Source organism: Propionivibrio pelophilus DSM 12018, from assembly GCF_059569095.1.
In genome coordinates this window covers 218,411-233,993 of record NZ_JCANUT010000001.1, presented here as the reverse complement: position 1 = coordinate 233,993, position 15,583 = coordinate 218,411, and the positions used below count along the sequence as shown (strand labels likewise).

At 64.7% G+C, this 15,583-nt stretch carries 16 protein-coding genes; 9 read left to right on the top strand and 7 right to left on the bottom strand.

Features of this window, described 5'->3' with window-relative positions; all coding sequences use genetic code 11:
- The first annotated feature begins 2 nt into the window (after positions 1–2).
- The 9 genes from BO74_RS01110 (at position 3) to BO74_RS01070 (ending at position 8,881) form a co-directional block, all read left to right on the top strand.
- A complete protein-coding gene (locus tag BO74_RS01110) occupies positions 3–980 on the top strand; it encodes an ABC transporter permease (protein ID WP_496439395.1) in 978 nt (325 codons plus the stop codon).
- Between the two features lie 102 nt (positions 981–1,082).
- The gene (locus BO74_RS01105; protein ID WP_496439394.1) at positions 1,083–2,177 is read left to right on the top strand and encodes a zinc-binding dehydrogenase; all 1,095 of its coding nucleotides are present in this window, start codon (positions 1,083–1,085) and stop codon (positions 2,175–2,177) included.
- Between the two features lie 25 nt (positions 2,178–2,202).
- Positions 2,203–3,687: an FGGY-family carbohydrate kinase gene (locus BO74_RS01100; protein ID WP_496439393.1), complete on the top strand. Its 1,485-nt coding sequence runs from the start codon at positions 2,203–2,205 to the stop codon at positions 3,685–3,687.
- On the top strand, positions 3,684–4,559 hold the full coding sequence (locus BO74_RS01095) for an L-ribulose-5-phosphate 3-epimerase (protein ID WP_496439391.1): 876 nt from the start codon (positions 3,684–3,686) through the stop codon (positions 4,557–4,559). Before BO74_RS01100 ends, BO74_RS01095 begins: the two co-directional genes overlap by 4 nt.
- On the top strand, positions 4,559–5,254 hold the full coding sequence (locus BO74_RS01090; protein ID WP_496439390.1) for an L-ribulose-5-phosphate 4-epimerase: 696 nt from the start codon (positions 4,559–4,561) through the stop codon (positions 5,252–5,254). The genes BO74_RS01095 and BO74_RS01090 overlap by 1 nt, the downstream gene beginning before the upstream one ends.
- Positions 5,255–5,288: 34 nt before the next feature.
- Entirely contained in the window at positions 5,289–6,278 is a 990-nt protein-coding gene (gene hemC / locus BO74_RS01085) for a hydroxymethylbilane synthase (protein ID WP_496439388.1), read from the top strand.
- Complete coding sequence (locus tag BO74_RS01080; RefSeq protein WP_496439387.1) at positions 6,275–7,057, top strand: uroporphyrinogen-III synthase; 783 nt, start codon at positions 6,275–6,277, stop codon at positions 7,055–7,057. The genes hemC and BO74_RS01080 overlap by 4 nt, the downstream gene beginning before the upstream one ends.
- Positions 7,047–8,159 (top strand): uroporphyrinogen-III C-methyltransferase, encoded by a 1,113-nt coding sequence (locus BO74_RS01075; RefSeq protein WP_496439386.1) that lies wholly within the window; start codon positions 7,047–7,049, stop codon positions 8,157–8,159. Before BO74_RS01080 ends, BO74_RS01075 begins: the two co-directional genes overlap by 11 nt.
- Positions 8,156–8,881 (top strand): heme biosynthesis HemY N-terminal domain-containing protein, encoded by a 726-nt coding sequence (locus BO74_RS01070; RefSeq protein WP_496439385.1) that lies wholly within the window; start codon positions 8,156–8,158, stop codon positions 8,879–8,881. The genes BO74_RS01075 and BO74_RS01070 overlap by 4 nt, the downstream gene beginning before the upstream one ends.
- Before the next feature lie 43 nt (positions 8,882–8,924).
- On the opposite strand, the gene purD is transcribed toward BO74_RS01070, so the two are convergent.
- The 7 genes from purD to minC form a co-directional block, all read right to left on the bottom strand.
- The gene (gene purD, locus BO74_RS01065; protein WP_496439384.1) at positions 8,925–10,193 is read right to left on the bottom strand and encodes a phosphoribosylamine--glycine ligase; all 1,269 of its coding nucleotides are present in this window, start codon (positions 10,191–10,193) and stop codon (positions 8,925–8,927) included.
- Between the two features lie 72 nt (positions 10,194–10,265).
- A complete protein-coding gene (gene purH / locus BO74_RS01060; RefSeq protein WP_496439383.1) occupies positions 10,266–11,858 on the bottom strand; it encodes a bifunctional phosphoribosylaminoimidazolecarboxamide formyltransferase/IMP cyclohydrolase in 1,593 nt (530 codons plus the stop codon).
- A 147-nt stretch (positions 11,859–12,005) separates the two neighbouring features.
- On the bottom strand, positions 12,006–12,242 hold the full coding sequence (locus tag BO74_RS01055) for a Fis family transcriptional regulator (protein WP_496439382.1): 237 nt from the start codon (positions 12,240–12,242) through the stop codon (positions 12,006–12,008).
- Positions 12,239–13,279, bottom strand: a complete 1,041-nt coding sequence (dusB, locus tag BO74_RS01050) for a tRNA dihydrouridine synthase DusB (protein ID WP_496439381.1) — start codon at positions 13,277–13,279, stop codon at positions 12,239–12,241. Before dusB ends, BO74_RS01055 begins: the two co-directional genes overlap by 4 nt.
- 303 nt (positions 13,280–13,582) lie before the next feature.
- Positions 13,583–13,849, bottom strand: coding sequence for a cell division topological specificity factor MinE (minE, locus tag BO74_RS01045; RefSeq protein ID WP_496439379.1), 267 nt, complete (start codon positions 13,847–13,849; stop codon positions 13,583–13,585).
- Positions 13,850–14,671, bottom strand: coding sequence for a septum site-determining protein MinD (gene minD / locus BO74_RS01040; protein ID WP_496439378.1), 822 nt, complete (start codon positions 14,669–14,671; stop codon positions 13,850–13,852). It abuts the gene before it with no gap.
- A gap of 59 nt (positions 14,672–14,730) precedes the next feature.
- Positions 14,731–15,525, bottom strand: coding sequence for a septum site-determining protein MinC (gene minC, locus BO74_RS01035; RefSeq protein WP_496439377.1), 795 nt, complete (start codon positions 15,523–15,525; stop codon positions 14,731–14,733).
- Positions 15,526–15,583 lie beyond the last annotated feature (58 nt).

Genomic DNA, 15,583 nt, shown 5'->3' with positions numbered 1-15,583 from the left:
TGATGAATCCCAAGCCGAGCATCTCGTCGACTGCTCCCGCCAACTGGCTGACACGGATGAAGCGCTCGACGTACCTCTTCCCGCTCGCCGGCCTGGTGGCCGTGTGCCTGGTGATGATCGTCACGACGGACAACTTCTTCTCGGCGGACAACTTTCTCAACATCGCCCGGCAAGTCTCGATCAACGCCATCATCGCCATCGGCATGACCTGCGCGATTCTCTCCGGCGGTATCGATCTCTCCGTCGGAGCGGTCATGGCGCTCTCGGGAACGCTGATGGCCGGTTCAATGGTCGCCGGAGTGCCGCCCTACGCGGCTATCGCACTGGGTCTCGGTGTCGGCCTCGCCTTTGGCATGTTCAACGGCTTCTTCGTGGCCTATGCCGGCATGCCGCCGATCATCGTCACGCTGGCGACGATGGGGATTGCCCGCGGTATCGGCCTCATCTACACCGGCGGCTACCCGATCGACGGCCTGCCGGAGGTGTTCGCGTTCTTCGGTCGTGGCAAGGTGTTCGGCATCCAGACACCGGTCGTCATCATGCTGATCGCCTTCTTCCTCGCCTACCTCCTGCTCGACAAGACACCGATCGGACGCTACATCTACGCCATCGGCGGCAACGAAGAAGCAACTCGCCTTTCCGGCGTTCGCGTCGCCCGCTACAAGCTGTTCATCTATGCGCTGAGCGGCTTCACCTGTGCGCTGGCCGGCCTGGTGCTCAGCTCGCGTCTGATGAGCGGCCAGCCGAATTCAGGCGTTGGTTTCGAGATGGATGCCATCGCGGCGGTGGTCATGGGCGGTACGTCGATCGCCGGCGGCCGTGGCTCGATCATCGGCACCTTCATCGGCGCTTTGATGCTCGGCGTACTGAACAACGGCCTGAACATGATGGGGGTGTCGCCTTACGTCCAGAACATCATCAAGGGCTTGATCATCCTCTTCGCGATCTACATCAGCCGCGAACGGAACAAGCGTCGCTAACCCTGATTTGCAGTCACCGCGCCGTAACCCCCCACGGAGCGGTGCCATGCCACGAACGCCCCGACACATTCACGACTTACCCAATTGACTAGGAGAAACCTCATGGGTGCCAACAACGACCAAATGCGTGCACTGATCAACCACGGTCCGCAGGACTATCGCCTCGAAACCGTCGCCCGCCCGAAACCCAAGGCCAACGAAATCCTCATCTCGATCGGCGCCTGCGGCATCTGCGCCGGTGACGACAAGTGTCACGCCGGTGCCGCGATGTTCTGGGGCGGGCCGGAAGGCATCGATCCGTGGGTCAAGACCCCGGTCGTGCCGGGTCACGAATTCTTCGGCACGGTCGTCGAAGCCGGTGAAGGCGCGCTCGAACACTTCGACGTCAAGCTCGGCGACCGCGTCATCGCCGAACAGATCGTTCCCTGCGGCAAGTGCCGCTTCTGCAAGAGCGGCAAGTACTGGATGTGCGAAGTGCATAACATCTTCGGTTTCCAGAACACGGTTGCCGAGGGCGGCATGTCCGAATACATGCTCTTCCCGCCCACCTCGCTCGTGCACAAGATCCCGGACAGCCTCTCCGCTGAAGATGCAGCGATCATCGAGCCGCTGGCCTGCGCGATCCACACGGTCAATCGTGGCGATATCGGTCTCGAGGACGTCGTCGTCATCGCCGGCGCCGGCCCGCTCGGCCTGTTCATGGTGCAGGTCGCTCACCTCAAGACGCCGAAGAAGCTGATCGTCGTCGATCCGGTCGATGAGCGTCTTGAACTCGCCAAGAGCTACGGTGCCGACATCGTCATCAACCCGGCCAAGGAAGACGCCATCGCCAAGGTCAAGGCGCTCACCGGCGGCTACGGCTGCGACGTGTATATCGAAGCCACCGGCAACCCGGTCGGCGTCACGCAGGGCCTGGAAATGATCCGCAAGCTCGGCCGCTTCGTCGAGTTCTCCGTCTTCGGCAAGGAAACGACGACCGACTGGTCTGTCGTCGGCGACCGCAAGGAACTCGACATCCGGGGCGCGCACCTCTCGCCCTACACCTACCCGGTGGCGATCGACCTCCTCGAGCGCGGCCTGGCGACGTCCAAGGGCATCGTGACGAACAGCTATAAACTCTCCGACTGGAAGGCTGCGTTTGAATGCGCGCATTCAGTCGAGTCGATCAAGGTGTTGATCGTGCCGGATGCGGAGTGATCCGGAACTGGAACAGGAGAAGTTTGTGGCACATTTCATCGGGGTGGATATCGGCGGCACGGTCATCAAGAGCGGGCTGTACGATGAGCATGGACAGGAGAAGGCAGTCGCGGCACAGTCCGAGGCGGCGATCGTGCCGCAGATCGGCTGGAGCGAGCGCGACATGCGGGCGATGTGGCAGTCCGTGTGCGCCACCGTGCGCAAGGTGCTGGCCGACAGCGGTGTTTCACCGGCGGATGTGCGCGGAGTCAGCTTCTCCGCGCACGGCAAGGGGCTCTACGCCGTCGACCGGGACGGCGAGCCGGTGCGCAACGGGATCATTTCGTCGGACAATCGGGCGTTGCCGATCGTCCGACGCTGGAAGGAGGCAGGGAACGACAAGGCCGCGTATCCGTACGCCTTCCAGCAAGTGTGGGCCGGGCACCCGGTCTCCCTGCTGGCCTGGCTGAAGGAGAACGAGGCCGAGTCCTATGGCCGGATCCATCGCGTCCTGATGGCGCATGACTGGATTCGCTACAAATTTACCGGCGAGTTCGGCGCCGAGGTGACCAACATTTCCGGCAGCAATCTCTTCAACGTCGACCGCGGCGCGTACGAGCCCGAGTTGCTCCGCCTGTTCGGCATCGAGGAAATGTCCGCCTGCACGGCGCCGGTGATCGGTTCCACCGAAAGCATCGCTGGCGTCTCTCCGCGTGCCGCGGAGGAAACCGGCCTGTTGCCGGGGACGCCGGTCTATGGCGGCTTCTTCGACGTGGTCTCGGCGGCGGTCTGCGCCGGACTGGCCGATTCGCGCCAGATCAACGTGGTGATGGGCACCTGGACCATTTCGACCTGGGTAACCGAGCAGATCGTCGGGGACAACTACCCGTATACGTGGGGGCGCTACTGCATCCCGGAGCGCTACTTCGTGCATGAGGGCAGTCCGACGTCGGCGTCGAACCTCGACTGGTTCGTGCGCAATTTCATGGCCGGGACCGAGCAACCCTTCCGCCGTTGCGACGAGATGGTGGCGTCGCTGAAGAAGGGCGGGAGTGCCGTCCAGTTCCTGCCGTATCTGTTCGCCTCGAATCTCGGCGATAACCTTTCTTCGGGGTTCTATGGCCTGGCCAACGCGCATGGCCTGCCGGATCTCGTGCAGGCGGTCTATGAGGGCATCTGTTTCGCACAGCATGCGCATCTCGAACGCATCCTGGCCCTGTCCGGACGCGACCGGGTGTTGCGCCTGACCGGCGGGCCGGCGCGCTCCAAGGTGTGGATGCAGATGGTTGCCGACATCAGCGAGATGCCGGTCGAGGTGATGAACGTCAAGGAATCCGGTTGTCTTGGGGCTGCTGTGGCGGCGGCGGTCGGCTCGGGCGTCTATCCGACCTTCGTGGACGCCATGGCGGCGATGTGCCCGAGCGGCGATCGGCTTGAGCCCGATCGTCATGCCGCGCCACGCTATCGCGAGAAATATGCGACCTTCCGCGAACTGGCCCGGAGGCTGGATACAATGCCGGCGGTGGCATGAACTGGCAGATGACGACGATGAAAAATCCGATCGGTATTTACGAAAAGGCGCTGCCGAAAGCGCTGGGCTGGCGGGAGCGGTTCGAGGCGGCACGGGCAGCCGGTTACGACTTCCTGGAACTCTCCGTCGATGAAACGCCCGAGCGCATGGCGCGTCTTGACTGGAGCCTCGCCGAGCGGCTCGACTTTTTCCGTGTCTCGCGCGAATGCGGCGTACCCGTGCCGACGATGTGCCTTTCCGGCCACCGCAAGATACCCTTCGGCAGCGCCGACCCGGCGATCCGCGCCCAGGCCGCCGAGTTCATGGCCAAAGCCATCCGCTTCGCCAGCGACACGGGTATCCGGGTGATCCAGCTGGCCGGCTATGACGTGTATTACGAACCGACGACGCGAGACTCGCGCGAGCGCTATTACGAGGGAATGGAATGCGCGCTGGAGGAGGCCGCGCGCCTTCAGGTGACCTTGGCGCTGGAGATCATGGACACGCCGTTCATGAACTCGATCACCCGGTACATGGCACTCAAGGAGCGCCTGCCCTCGCCGTGGCTGCAGGTCTACCCTGATCTCGGCAACCTTACCGCCTGGGGCAACGATGTCGAGCACGAACTGCGTCTCGGCATTCACGACATCGTCGGCATCCATGTCAAGGAAACGCTGCCGGTCGGCCCGAACTCTCCCGGTGCCTTCCGCGACATTCCCTTCGGGCAGGGCACCGTCGATTTCGTGCACTGCTTCAAGACCCTGCGCGACCTCAATTACGCGGGGCCGTTCCTGATCGAAATGTGGACCGAGAAAGCCGCCGACCCCCTCGCGGAAATCGCCCACGCAAGGCAATGGGTCGGTGAGCGACTCAAACAAGGAGGCTATGCCTGATGCTGGAAAACCTGAAAAGAGAAGTCCTCGAAGCCAATCTCGATTTGCCGAAGCTCGGCCTCGTCGATTTCACCTGGGGCAACGTCAGCGGCAAGGACGCGGAAACCGGCGCCATCGTCATCAAGCCGAGCGGCGTTCCCTACGAAACCATGAAAGTCGAAGACATGGTTGTTGTCGACGCCGACGGGCGGGTCATCGAAGGCAGCCTGAGGCCGTCGTCGGATCTGCCGACCCACGTCGAGTTGTACCGGCACTTCCCGTCGCTCGGCGGCATCGTGCACACCCACTCGTCGTGGGCGACGGTGTGGGCACAGGCCTGCCGGGGCATCCCCGCGCTGGGCACGACGCATGCCGACTATTTCTATGGCGAGGTGCCCTGTACGCGGCAACTGACCGAACGGCAGACCGCCGGGGCGTACGAAGCCGAAACCGGACTGGCCATCGTCGAGTGTTTCCGCGAGCGCGGGATCGATCCCAAGAACATGCCGGTGGTGCTGGTGGCCAACCACGGGCCGTTCGCCTGGGGGCCGACGCCGCATGACGCCGTGCACAACGCCGCGGTGCTCGAACTCGTCGCGCGCATGGCGCTGCTCAGCCTGCAGATGGCGCCGGGGCTGCCGCCGATGCCGCAGCATCTCCTCGACAAGCACTTCCTGCGCAAGCACGGCCCCGGGGCGTATTACGGCCAAGGCTGACAGGCCAGGTGGCGAGAAGGGGTGAGGAGGGGGCGTGCTAGAATCCGCGCGCTTCCCTACCGCACATCAGGATGTCGCCGTGGTCCGTTCGCCTTCTGCTCCCTTACGCATCGTCATCGCCACGCGCGAGTCCCGTCTGGCCATGTGGCAGGCGCTGCATGTCCAGTCGCGGCTGCAGGGACTCTACCCTGACGCTGAAATCGCGATCCTCGGAATGACGACCCGCGGCGACCAGATCCTTGACCGGCCGCTGTCGCAGATCGGCGGCAAGGGGCTGTTCATCAAGGAACTCGAGGTCGCCATGCAGGAAGGGCGGGCGGATCTGGCGGTGCATTCGCTGAAGGACGTGCCGATGGAGATGCCGGAGGGCTTCGCGCTGACGGCGATCACCGCGCGCGAGAATCCGTGCGACGCCTTCGTCTCCAACCGTTTCGCCGGCCTCGATGCACTGCCGGCTGGGGCCGTCGTCGGGACCTCCAGTCTGCGCCGCGAGGCGACACTGCGGGCGCGCTACCCGCATCTGACGATCCAGCCGCTGCGCGGCAACCTCGACACACGCCTGCGCAAGCTCGACGAGGGGCTGTACGACGCGATCATTCTGGCGGCGGCCGGGCTGATCCGTCTCGGACTCACGGAGCGGGTCCGTACCGTGCTTACGCCGGAGCAGTCGCTGCCGGCGCCGGGGCAGGGCGCGCTGGGCATCGAGATTCTGGCCGGACGCGACGACCTCGCCGCCTGGATCGCGCCGCTGCACGATCCGCGCACCGCGCATTGCGTGCGCGCTGAACGGGCTTTCTCGCGGGCGCTGGGCGGCAGTTGCCAGGTGCCGCTGGGCGGCCACGCGTTGATCGATGGTGGCGAACTCTGGCTCCGTGGTTTCGTTGCCGCGGCCGACGGCAGCGCGGTTGTCAGTGGCGAACTGCGCGGCCCGGCGGGCGACGATGAGGCCATCGGCCGCGAGCTGGCGGCGCAGTTGTGCGCCCGGGGTGCCGACAAGTTGCTGCCGGGCAACACCCACCAATGACTCTGCCGCTCGCCGGACGCCGGATTCTGGTCACCCGGCCGGAGGCGCAGGCCGCCGGCCTGGCGGCGCAACTCGCTGCGCATGGTGGCGAGGCGGTGTGTTTTCCGCTGATCGGGATTTCTCCGGTCGATGACTGGTCGGCCTTCGATGCCGCAATGGCACGGCTTGATGACGTGGCGCTGGTCGTCTTCATCAGCCCGAACGCCGTCGATTTTTCCCTGCCGCGGCTGCTGGCCGCTCGCCCGTGGCCTCAAGCGCTGCAAGCGGCGGCGATCGGGCCGGGCACGGTGTGCCGGGTGGCCGATTTCGGCATTTCCGGCGTCATCGTGCCCGCCGCCCGCTTCGATTCCGAGGCGCTGCTGGCGCTGTCGCCGCTTCAGACAGCTGCCGTCGCCGGCAAGCGCGTGCTGATCCTGCGCGGCAACGGCGGTCGTGAACTGCTCGCTGAAACCCTGCGCGCGCGCGGAGCGGTGGTCGATTGCGTGACCTGCTACCGCCGTTCGGCGCCGCGCGATGCTGCGCCGGTAGTGTCGCTGTTGCGCGACGCTGCCTTGGACGCAATAACCGTTTCGTCCAGCGAGGGTTTGCGCAACCTGCTGGAACTGCTCGATACTGACAGCCTCGACAGGCTCCGCGCCCTGCCGCTGTTCGTCCCGCACCCGCGCATCGCCGAAGAGGCGGAACGTCTGGGATTGCCCTGCGTGGTGCTGACCGGCCCCGCCGATGCCGGACTCGTCGAGGGCTTGTGCAATTACCATTGGCCTGAACATGAACGATAACGTTGATACCTCACCGCCGAACGCGGCGGCTGTTTCCGACTCCGAAGCGAAGGAGGCGAACACCATGTCGCCGCCCTCGTCGTCACCTGACAACCCGAACCGGGGACACTGGTTCAGCCCGTGGTTGATCGTCGCCGTGCTGGCGCTTGGCCTTGCCGGCTGGCAATGGTTCGAGACCCGCGCGCGCCTGGCTGAAACGCAGCAGGAACTGGCCCGGCGGCTGTCCGAGAGCGACGCCACCGCCAACGAGAGCCGCTCCTTGGCGAAACAGGCCCAAGAGCAACTGGCGTCCGTGCATGCCAAGTTGGGCGAACTCGAGGGGCGATTGGCTGATTCGAAGAGCCAGCAGGAAGTCCTGGAGGCGCTGTATCAGAATCTGGCGCGCAACAGCGAGGAATCGGCGCTGGCCGAGATCGAGCACAGCGTGACCCTCGCTTCGCAGCAGCTGCAGCTGGCGGGTAATGTCCAGGGCGCGGTGCTGGCGCTGCAGGCGGCCGAAGCGCGCCTCGCTGCCAGCAGCCGGCCGCAGTTCATCGGCCTGCGCAAGGTGCTGGTGCGTGACCTCGACCGCCTGCGCGCCGTTCCGGAACTCGATCTGCCGGGCATGTACCTGCGCATCGAAAACGTCATCACCTCGGTCGACACGCTCCCGCTGGCCGTGGACGGGCGGCTGCGGGAAGAACGGCCCCCGGCGCCGGCGGAGGCGGCAGCGTCGTCGGCATTTACTTTCGGCTATTGGGAACTGCTCGCCCGCGACCTCTGGCGGGAAGTCCGCAGTCTGGTGCGGATACAGCGTTTTGACCGTGAGGAACCTGCACTGCTCGCGCCCAGCCAGATTTTCTTCCTGCGCGAAAACCTCAAGCTGCGCCTGCTGACGGCCCGGCTGGCGCTGCTCTCGCGGGATCAATGGACCTATCGCAACGAGCTCAAGCAATGTCTGGCCCTGATCGGGCGCTACTTCGACGGTCAGGCCCCCGCCGTCCGGCGGGGCATGGACGTGCTCGGGCAGTTGTCGGCCACCGAACTCAACATCGCGTTGCCGAGCCTCAACGACAGCCTCTCGGCGATCAAGGCCGCCCGTTCGGAGAAGGAACGGCCATGAGAGGGCTGCTCTGGGTGCTCGGACTGTTCGCGCTGGCGGTGGGCATTTCATTGGCCGCCAACGTCAACGACGGTTACCTCCTGCTGATCGTGCCGCCTTATCGCGGGGAAGTTTCGCTGAATCTGGCGATCGTTGTCCTGTTCCTGGCCTTCTTCGTCATTTATGCGCTGGTTCGCGCTGCCGCAGTGACCCTGTCGTTGCCCCGGAAAGTCGGTGAGTTCAGGGCGCGAAGGGCGCGTGACAAGGCGCTGGCGCTCCTCGGCGACAGTGTTCGCCTGTTGTTCGAGGGCCGCTATGAGCGAGCCATCAAATCTGCTGCGAGGGCTCACGCCGCGTCGTCTGCGGTCGAAATGCCTGCGGCGCTGGTCGCGGCCCGTGCCGCCTTCGCGCTGGGTGATTCCGCGCGCATGCGCGAGTGGCTCGATCGGGCGGTGCAGGGGAAGAAGGGGCAGGACGCCCGCGCGGCGAGCCTGATGCTTGAGGCCGAACTGCTGCTGGATACGTCCTGTTTTGCCGAGGCGGCCGAGGTGCTGAAGCGCTTGCGTGAATCGTCCCGCGAGAATGCCGCCGCCTTGCGGCTGGAACTGCGTGCGCAGCAGGGCTGCGGGAATCAGGACGAGGTCGACCGGGTCGTGCGTCGGCTAAAGAAACACGGTGTTGCGGTAGAACTGCCGCCGGCCATAGTGCCTGCCGACGTTTCGGACGAAGCGCCGGCCCGTTGACGAATCGATGCGACTGCCCGACCGGCAGTCGCATCGTAGCCTGTTACCGTGAAATGGCGCGGTGGCCGATGTCGCGGCGGAACTGCATGCCGTCGAAGTGGATGCCGGTGATCGTGTCGTAGGCGAGCTTCTGCGCCTGCTTGACGTTGTCGCCGAGCGCGGTGACGCAGAGTACGCGGCCGCCGGCCGTGACCACCTTGCCGTCCTGTTCCGCCGTACCGGCGTGGAAGACGCAAACGCTGTCCGTTTCCTTGGGCAGACCGCTGATCACGTCGCCTTTCCTTGGCGAATCAGGGTAGTTGGCGGCGGCGAGTACGACACCCAGGGCCACGCGGCGGTCCCATTCGGCCTCGATCTGATCGAGTTTTCCGTCGATGGCGTGCTCGATCAGCGTCACGAGATCGGACTTCAGGCGCATCATGATCGGCTGCGTTTCCGGGTCGCCCATGCGGCAGTTGAATTCGACGACCTTGACCGAGCCGTCCTTGCCGATCATCAGGCCGGCGTAGAGGAAGCCGGTGTAGGGCATGCCATCGGCGGCCATGCCGCGCACTGTCGGCAGGATCACCTCGCGCATCGCCTTGGCGTGGATTTCCGGCGTGACCACCGGCGCCGGCGAGTAGGCGCCCATGCCGCCGGTGTTCGGCCCGGTGTCGCCGTCGAAGATGCGCTTGTGGTCCTGGCTGGACGCGAGCGGCAGGACGTTCTTGCCGTCGACCATGACGATGAAGCTGGCTTCCTCGCCGTCGAGGAAGTCTTCGATGACCACGCGGGCGCCGGCATCACCGAGCTTGTTGCCGGAGAGCATGTCGTCGATGGCGCTGTGCGCTTCGTCGAGCGACATGGCGACGACGACGCCCTTGCCGGCCGCCAGGCCGTCGGCCTTGATGACGATCGGCGCGCCCCTCTGGTCGACGTAGGCGTGCGCGGCGGCGGTGTCGGAGAAAGTCTCGAACGCGGCGGTCGGGATCTTGTGTCGGGCCATGAAGCGCTTGGCGAAGTCCTTCGAGCTTTCCAGCTGCGCGGCCTCCTTGGTCGGTCCGAAGACTTTCAGTCCGCGTGCGCGGAAGACATTGACCACGCCAGCAGCAAGCGGCGCTTCCGGGCCGACGACGGTCAGGTGGATCTTTTCCTTTTCCGCGAAGTCGGCGAGCGCTTCGGGGTCGGTGATGGGCAGGTTTTCCATCTCGATCTGGTGGGCCGTGCCGGCGTTGCCGGGGGCGACGTAGATCTTCTGCAGGCCGGCCGATTTGGCGAGGCGCCAGGCCAGCGCATGTTCGCGGCCGCCAGAGCCAATGACAAGTAGGTTCATAAGCAAGTGAAATGGATGAGAAAGAGGGGAGGAGGAGAATGCTGGGATTCTACTCCTCGCGGTGGGGCGATATCAGTGGCGGAAGTGGCGGGCGCCGGTGAACACCATGGCGATGCCGTGTTCGTCGGCCGCGGCGATCACTTCGTCGTCCCGCATCGAGCCGCCCGGCTGGATGACTGCCTTGGCGCCGGCTTCGGCGAGGACATCCAGCCCGTCGCGGAACGGGAAGAAGGCGTCGGAGGCGACGACCGAGCCGTTCAGGTCGAGACCGGCGGCCTGGGCCTTGATGCTGGCGATCTTGGTCGAATCGACGCGGCTCATCTGGCCGGCGCCGACGCCGAGCGTCATGCCGCCGCCGCAGAAGACGATGGCGTTCGACTTGACGAACTTGCCGACGCGTTCGGCGAAGAGCAGGTCTTCGATCTGTTGCGCGGTCGGCTGCACCTTGGTGACGACCTTCAGGCCACTGGCTTGCGCGGTGAAATCGTCGGCTGTCTGCACCAGCAGGCCGCCGCCGACGCGCTTGAATTCGAGCTTGTTGAGGTCGCGCGCCATTGGCACGACGAGCACGCGCAGGTTTTGCTTGGCAGCCAGCGCGGCCTTGGCTTCGGCGGTGTAGGACGGGGCGATCAGCACTTCGACGAAGTGCTTGCGCGCGTTCAGTGCCTCGACGATGTCCATGCCGACCTCGCCGTTGAAGGCGATGATGCCGCCGAAGGCCGAGGTTGAGTCGGTCTTGAAGGCTTTTTCGTAGGCGCCGAGCAGGTTGGCGTCGATGGCCACCCCGCACGGGTTGGCGTGCTTGATGATGACACAGGCCGGTGCGTCGAAGGTCTTGACGCATTCCCACGCCGCATCGGAGTCGGCGATGTTGTTGTACGAGAGCTCCTTGCCCTGCAGCTGGGTGTAGGCGGCGATGCTGCCGGCGATCGGAGCGATGTCGCGGTAGAACGCAGCCGACTGATGCGAGTTCTCGCCGTAGCGCAGCACCTCGACGCGGTCGAAGGCGAGCTGCAGCCTGGCCGGGAAGATGGCCGGCGTCGGCGCGGCTTCTTCCGCCTTGGCTTCGACGCCGTCGTCGAGGCCGGTCAGCCAGTTGGCGATCATGCCGTCGTAGCGGGCGGTGTGGGTGAAGGCCTTCTTCGCGAGGTTGAAGCGGGTGGCCAGCGAGAGGGCGCCATCGCTGGCTTTCATCTCGTCGAGCAGCGCGGCGTAGTCTTCCGGATCGGTGACGATGGCGACGCCGGTGTAGTTCTTGGCCGACGAGCGGACCATCGTCGGCCCGCCGATGTCGATGTTCTCGATCGCGTCTTCGAGCGTCACGCCGTCCTTGGCGATCGTCGCGGCGAACGGATAGAGATTCACGCAGACGAGGTCGATGGTCGGAATGCCGTGCTGTTCGAGCGTCGCCATGTGCTCAGGCAGGTCGCGGCGGGCGAGGATGCCGCCATGCACTTTCGGATGCAGCGTCTTGACGCGGCCGTCGAGCATTTCCGGGAAGCCGGTGTAGTCGCCGATTTCGGTGACGGCAAGACCGGCGTCGCGCAGCAGCTTGGCGGTGCCGCCGGTGGACAGCAGCTTGACGCCTTGGGCGGCGAGGCCCTGGGCGAATTCGAGCGCACCGCGTTTGTCGGAAAGGCTGATCAGAGCTTGGCGAATCTTCATGACGAGAGCTTTCTCATGGTTTGGATTTTGGATTCCACCGCAAAGGTTCGCAAAGAAAAACAGAACTGCTACAGAACTGCGTTGTAGTTCTTTGCGTCGCCTTTGTTCCTTCGCGTCTTTGCGGTGGGTGTTAGGTTATGGCTGGCTTCAGAACAACTGGTGTTCGGTGATCTTCTTGCGCAGGGTATTGCGGTTGATGCCGAGCATCTCGGCCGCCAGCGTCTGGTTGCCGCCGGCCTGGTGCAGGATGACTTCGAGCATCGGACGCTCGACGCTCTTCAGCACCATGTTGTAAACATTGGTCGGTGCTTCGCCGTCGAGATCGCGGAAATACGTTTCCAGGGCGCCGCGGATGCAGGCGGCGATGTCGTTCGTCTTGTTCATGCGGCGAGTTCCCCCATGTTATTGTTTTCGGCCGTGTCGTTAATCTCGTAATTCAGGTGGTCGCTGTGCTCGGCGAGGCCGAGGAAGAAAGCGTTGACGGCTTCGCGCTGTTCCTCGACGGTGGGCAGCTGGTTCATGCGATGGCGGAAGGCCGCCGAGCCGACCAGCCCCTTGGTGTACCAGGAGATGTGCTTGCGCGCGACGCGCACGCCGGTCTCGATGCCGTAGAAGTCGTACAGGTCTTCGAGATGGGCGAGGAGGATGGCGTGGATTTCACTGACGCGCGGCGGCGGCAGGTGCGTGCCGGTCGCCAGGTAGTGTTCGATCTCGCGGAACAGCCAGGGGCGGCCCTGGGCGGCGCGGCCGACCATCAGCGCGTCGACGCCGGTGGCGTCAAGCACCTGCCTGGCCTTCTCCGGCGAAGTGATGTCGCCGTTGGCGATGACCGGGATGCGCGCGGCGGCCTTCACCGCGGCGATCGTCTCGTATTCGGCGTGACCGGTATAGCCGCAGGCGCGGGTGCGCCCGTGCACGGCCAGCGCGCGGATGCCCGACTGCTCGGCGATTCTCAGGATGGCCAGCGCATTGCGGTTGCCCTTGTCCCAGCCGGTGCGGATTTTCAGGGTTACCGGCGTATCCGGCACTGCCTTTACCACCGCGTCGAGAATCCGCCCGACCAGCGGTTCGTCCTTCAGCAGGGCGGAGCCGGCCATCACGTTGCAGATCTTCTTGGCCGGGCAGCCCATGTTGATGTCGATGATCTGTGCGCCACGGTCGACGTTGTGGCGCGCCGCGTCGGCCATCATCTCCGGGATCGAGCCGGCGATCTGCACCGAAATCGGTTCAACCTCGCCGTCGTGGTTGGCCCGTCGCTGCGTCTTGGCGCTGCCGTAGAGCAGCGAGTTCGAGGTGACCATCTCCGAAACGGCCAGCCCGGCGCCCATCTTCTTGCACAACTGGCGGAACGGACGGTCCGTCACCCCGGCCATGGGCGCGACGAAGAGATTATTCCGGAGCGAATAGCCGACGAATTGCATGGGAGTAGTAGCGGGCGAACAGCGAAGGGAGCGGATTTTACTCTCGTTGCTGCCTAAAAAATAGACAAAATAGTCATTTGGGAAAGCAAAAAAACGCTTGATTTTTCAATTTTTTGTGCGTTGATGTGGCCGATCCGGTCGGCGATTTCCAAGGAAACAGGGCGTTAGTCCGGGAAAATTCAGGTAAAGATCGAAGTTCTGTAATGCACGTACAGGCGCCCGCGATGCGGAAAACCGAACGAGGCACGCCGGCGAGAGCCGGCGTGCCTCGTGGGTGCTGCAAGTCTGCGGGAGTCAGCCTTGTCAGTGCTCGCCGTCGGGCTCGGGCAGGACGATATTGACTTCCAGAACTTCGTAATTTCCCTGCTTTTCCAGCGAGACCTTGATGTCGTCCGGGTTGATCGCCACGTATTTGGAAATGACCGCGATCAGTTCCTTCTGCATCTCGGGCAGGAATTCCTTCTTGCCCGACAGGCCGCTGCGCTCGTGGGCGATGATCAGCTGCAGGCGTTCCTTGGCCAGCGCGGCGGATTTCGGTTTGCTGCCGAAGAGAAGAGAGAGCAGGGACATCTATTTCCCTCCGAAGAGTCGCTTGAACAGTCCGGGTTTCTCGTAATCGACGAAACGCAGCGGCTTGGTCTGGCCGAGGAAGCGGTCGACGACGTCGAAGTAGGCTTCGGAGACGTCGCTGTCCTTGAGGTGGATGGCCGGCGTGCCCTGGTTGGACGACTGCAGCACCGATTCCGACTCGGGAATCACGCCGATGATCGGCACGCGCAGGATTTCCTGCACGTCCTTGTAGGAAAGCATTTCGCCTTCCTCGACGCGCTTGGGCGAGTAGCGGGTGATCAGCAGGTGCTCCTTGACCGGTTCGTCGCCCTTGATGGCGCGCCGCGACTTGGCCTGGATGATGCCGAGGATGCGGTCGGAGTCGCGCACCGACGAGACTTCCGGGTTGGTGACGATCAGCGCCTCGTCGGCGAAGGTCAGGGCCATCACAGCGCCGCGCTCGATGCCGGCCGGCGAATCGCAGACGACGTAGTCGAAGCCCATGTGTTCGAGCTCCTTCAGCACCTTCTCGACGCCTTCCTCGGTCAGCGCGTCCTTGTCGCGCGTCTGCGAGGCGGGCAGGACGTAGAGGTTGTCGTTGCCGCAGTGCTTGTCCTTGATCAGCGCCTGCGTCAGCGTCGCTTCGCCGTTGAGGACGTTGATCAGGTCATAGACCACGCGGCGTTCGCAGCCCATGATCAGGTCGAGGTTGCGCAGGCCGACGTCGAAGTCGATCACGGCGGCCTTGAAGCCGCGCAGCGCCAGGCCGGAGGCGAAGCTGGCACTGGTGGTGGTCTTGCCCACGCCACCCTTGCCGGAGGTCACGACGATGATTCTTGTCACGGCGGTCTTTCGTCAAAAAAACAGAATTTTACCTGCTGAATGCGCTTTTCCGAATGGCATCAATCGGTTTTCAGCGCCTTGATGAGCAACGGGCTGGCGCCGCCTTCCGTTGCCTCGCCCAGTTGCACCTGCACCGGCTTCCCGGCGAGGGCGTCGGGGATGCCGGCCTCGAAGGTGCGATAGACGCCGGCGATCGACACCAGTTCCGCCTCGAAGCGGGTGGTGAGGATGCGCGCGCTGGCTTCGCCGCTGGCGCCGGCCAGCGCCCGGCCGCGCAGCGGGGCGTAGATGTGGATGCTGCCGTCGGCGATGACTTCCGCGCCGGCATTGACCGCGGCCAGGACGACGAGGTCGCCGCCGCGGGCGTAGACCTGCTGACCGGACCGCAGGGGGCGGTCGATGATCACGGTTGGAGCGGCGGCGGGCGGTGGTGGCGCTGGCGAAGGTTCAGCCGGTGCCGGGGGCGGCACGACCTGAGTTTCGGGTTGCTTGGCCGTTGCGGGTTCCGCCACGGGGCGGGATGGCCGCTTGAGCGCGGTGATGCCCGGCAGTCCCGCGGCGGCAGCGGAAGCGCTCAGCGCCTCGCCGGCGCCGCGCACGCCGACGACGTGCAGGCCGTGCTGCAAAAAAATAGAGCGGATCGCCGTCCAGTCCGGCGCATCCCGTACCACCGGGTCGATCTGTTCCAGTTCGAGCACCGCCGCGTCGCCGTCGAAAAAGGCCGCGTCGCCGAAGAGTTCGTTGGCTGTTATTGCCAGTTGTTCCGGGCTCAGTGTGTGCAGGGTGACGCTGACGACGGGAAGTGTCGTTCCCTTGAATTCGATCAGTTGCGGCTTCTTGTTTGTGCGGGCCATGGGGCGTTGGAGTGGTTGATTGGGGGCGAAAATCGCAGCAGTCTAGCCGACTCCGTCC

What these genes read in the sequence shown, in the direction of transcription:
- BO74_RS01105 (WP_496439394.1), top strand. Translation starts at nt 1,083, where the DNA reads ATGGGTGCCAACAACGACCAAATGCGTGCACTGATCAACCACGGTCCG.
- purD (WP_496439384.1), bottom strand. Translation starts at nt 10,193, where the DNA reads ATGAACCTACTTGTCATTGGCTCTGGCGGCCGCGAACATGCGCTGGCC.
- BO74_RS01055 (WP_496439382.1), bottom strand. Translation starts at nt 12,242, where the DNA reads ATGAACAAGACGAACGACATCGCCGCCTGCATCCGCGGCGCCCTGGAA.
- BO74_RS01070 (WP_496439385.1), top strand. Translation starts at nt 8,156, where the DNA reads ATGAGAGGGCTGCTCTGGGTGCTCGGACTGTTCGCGCTGGCGGTGGGC.
- BO74_RS01075 (WP_496439386.1), top strand. Translation starts at nt 7,047, where the DNA reads ATGAACGATAACGTTGATACCTCACCGCCGAACGCGGCGGCTGTTTCC.
- dusB (WP_496439381.1), bottom strand. Translation starts at nt 13,279, where the DNA reads ATGCAATTCGTCGGCTATTCGCTCCGGAATAATCTCTTCGTCGCGCCC.
- BO74_RS01090 (WP_496439390.1), top strand. Translation starts at nt 4,559, where the DNA reads ATGCTGGAAAACCTGAAAAGAGAAGTCCTCGAAGCCAATCTCGATTTG.
- minC (WP_496439377.1), bottom strand. Translation starts at nt 15,525, where the DNA reads ATGGCCCGCACAAACAAGAAGCCGCAACTGATCGAATTCAAGGGAACG.
- minE (WP_496439379.1), bottom strand. Translation starts at nt 13,849, where the DNA reads ATGTCCCTGCTCTCTCTTCTCTTCGGCAGCAAACCGAAATCCGCCGCG.
- purH (WP_496439383.1), bottom strand. Translation starts at nt 11,858, where the DNA reads ATGAAGATTCGCCAAGCTCTGATCAGCCTTTCCGACAAACGCGGTGCG.
- BO74_RS01095 (WP_496439391.1), top strand. Translation starts at nt 3,684, where the DNA reads ATGAACTGGCAGATGACGACGATGAAAAATCCGATCGGTATTTACGAA.
- BO74_RS01110 (WP_496439395.1), top strand. Translation starts at nt 3, where the DNA reads ATGAATCCCAAGCCGAGCATCTCGTCGACTGCTCCCGCCAACTGGCTG.
- BO74_RS01080 (WP_496439387.1), top strand. Translation starts at nt 6,275, where the DNA reads ATGACTCTGCCGCTCGCCGGACGCCGGATTCTGGTCACCCGGCCGGAG.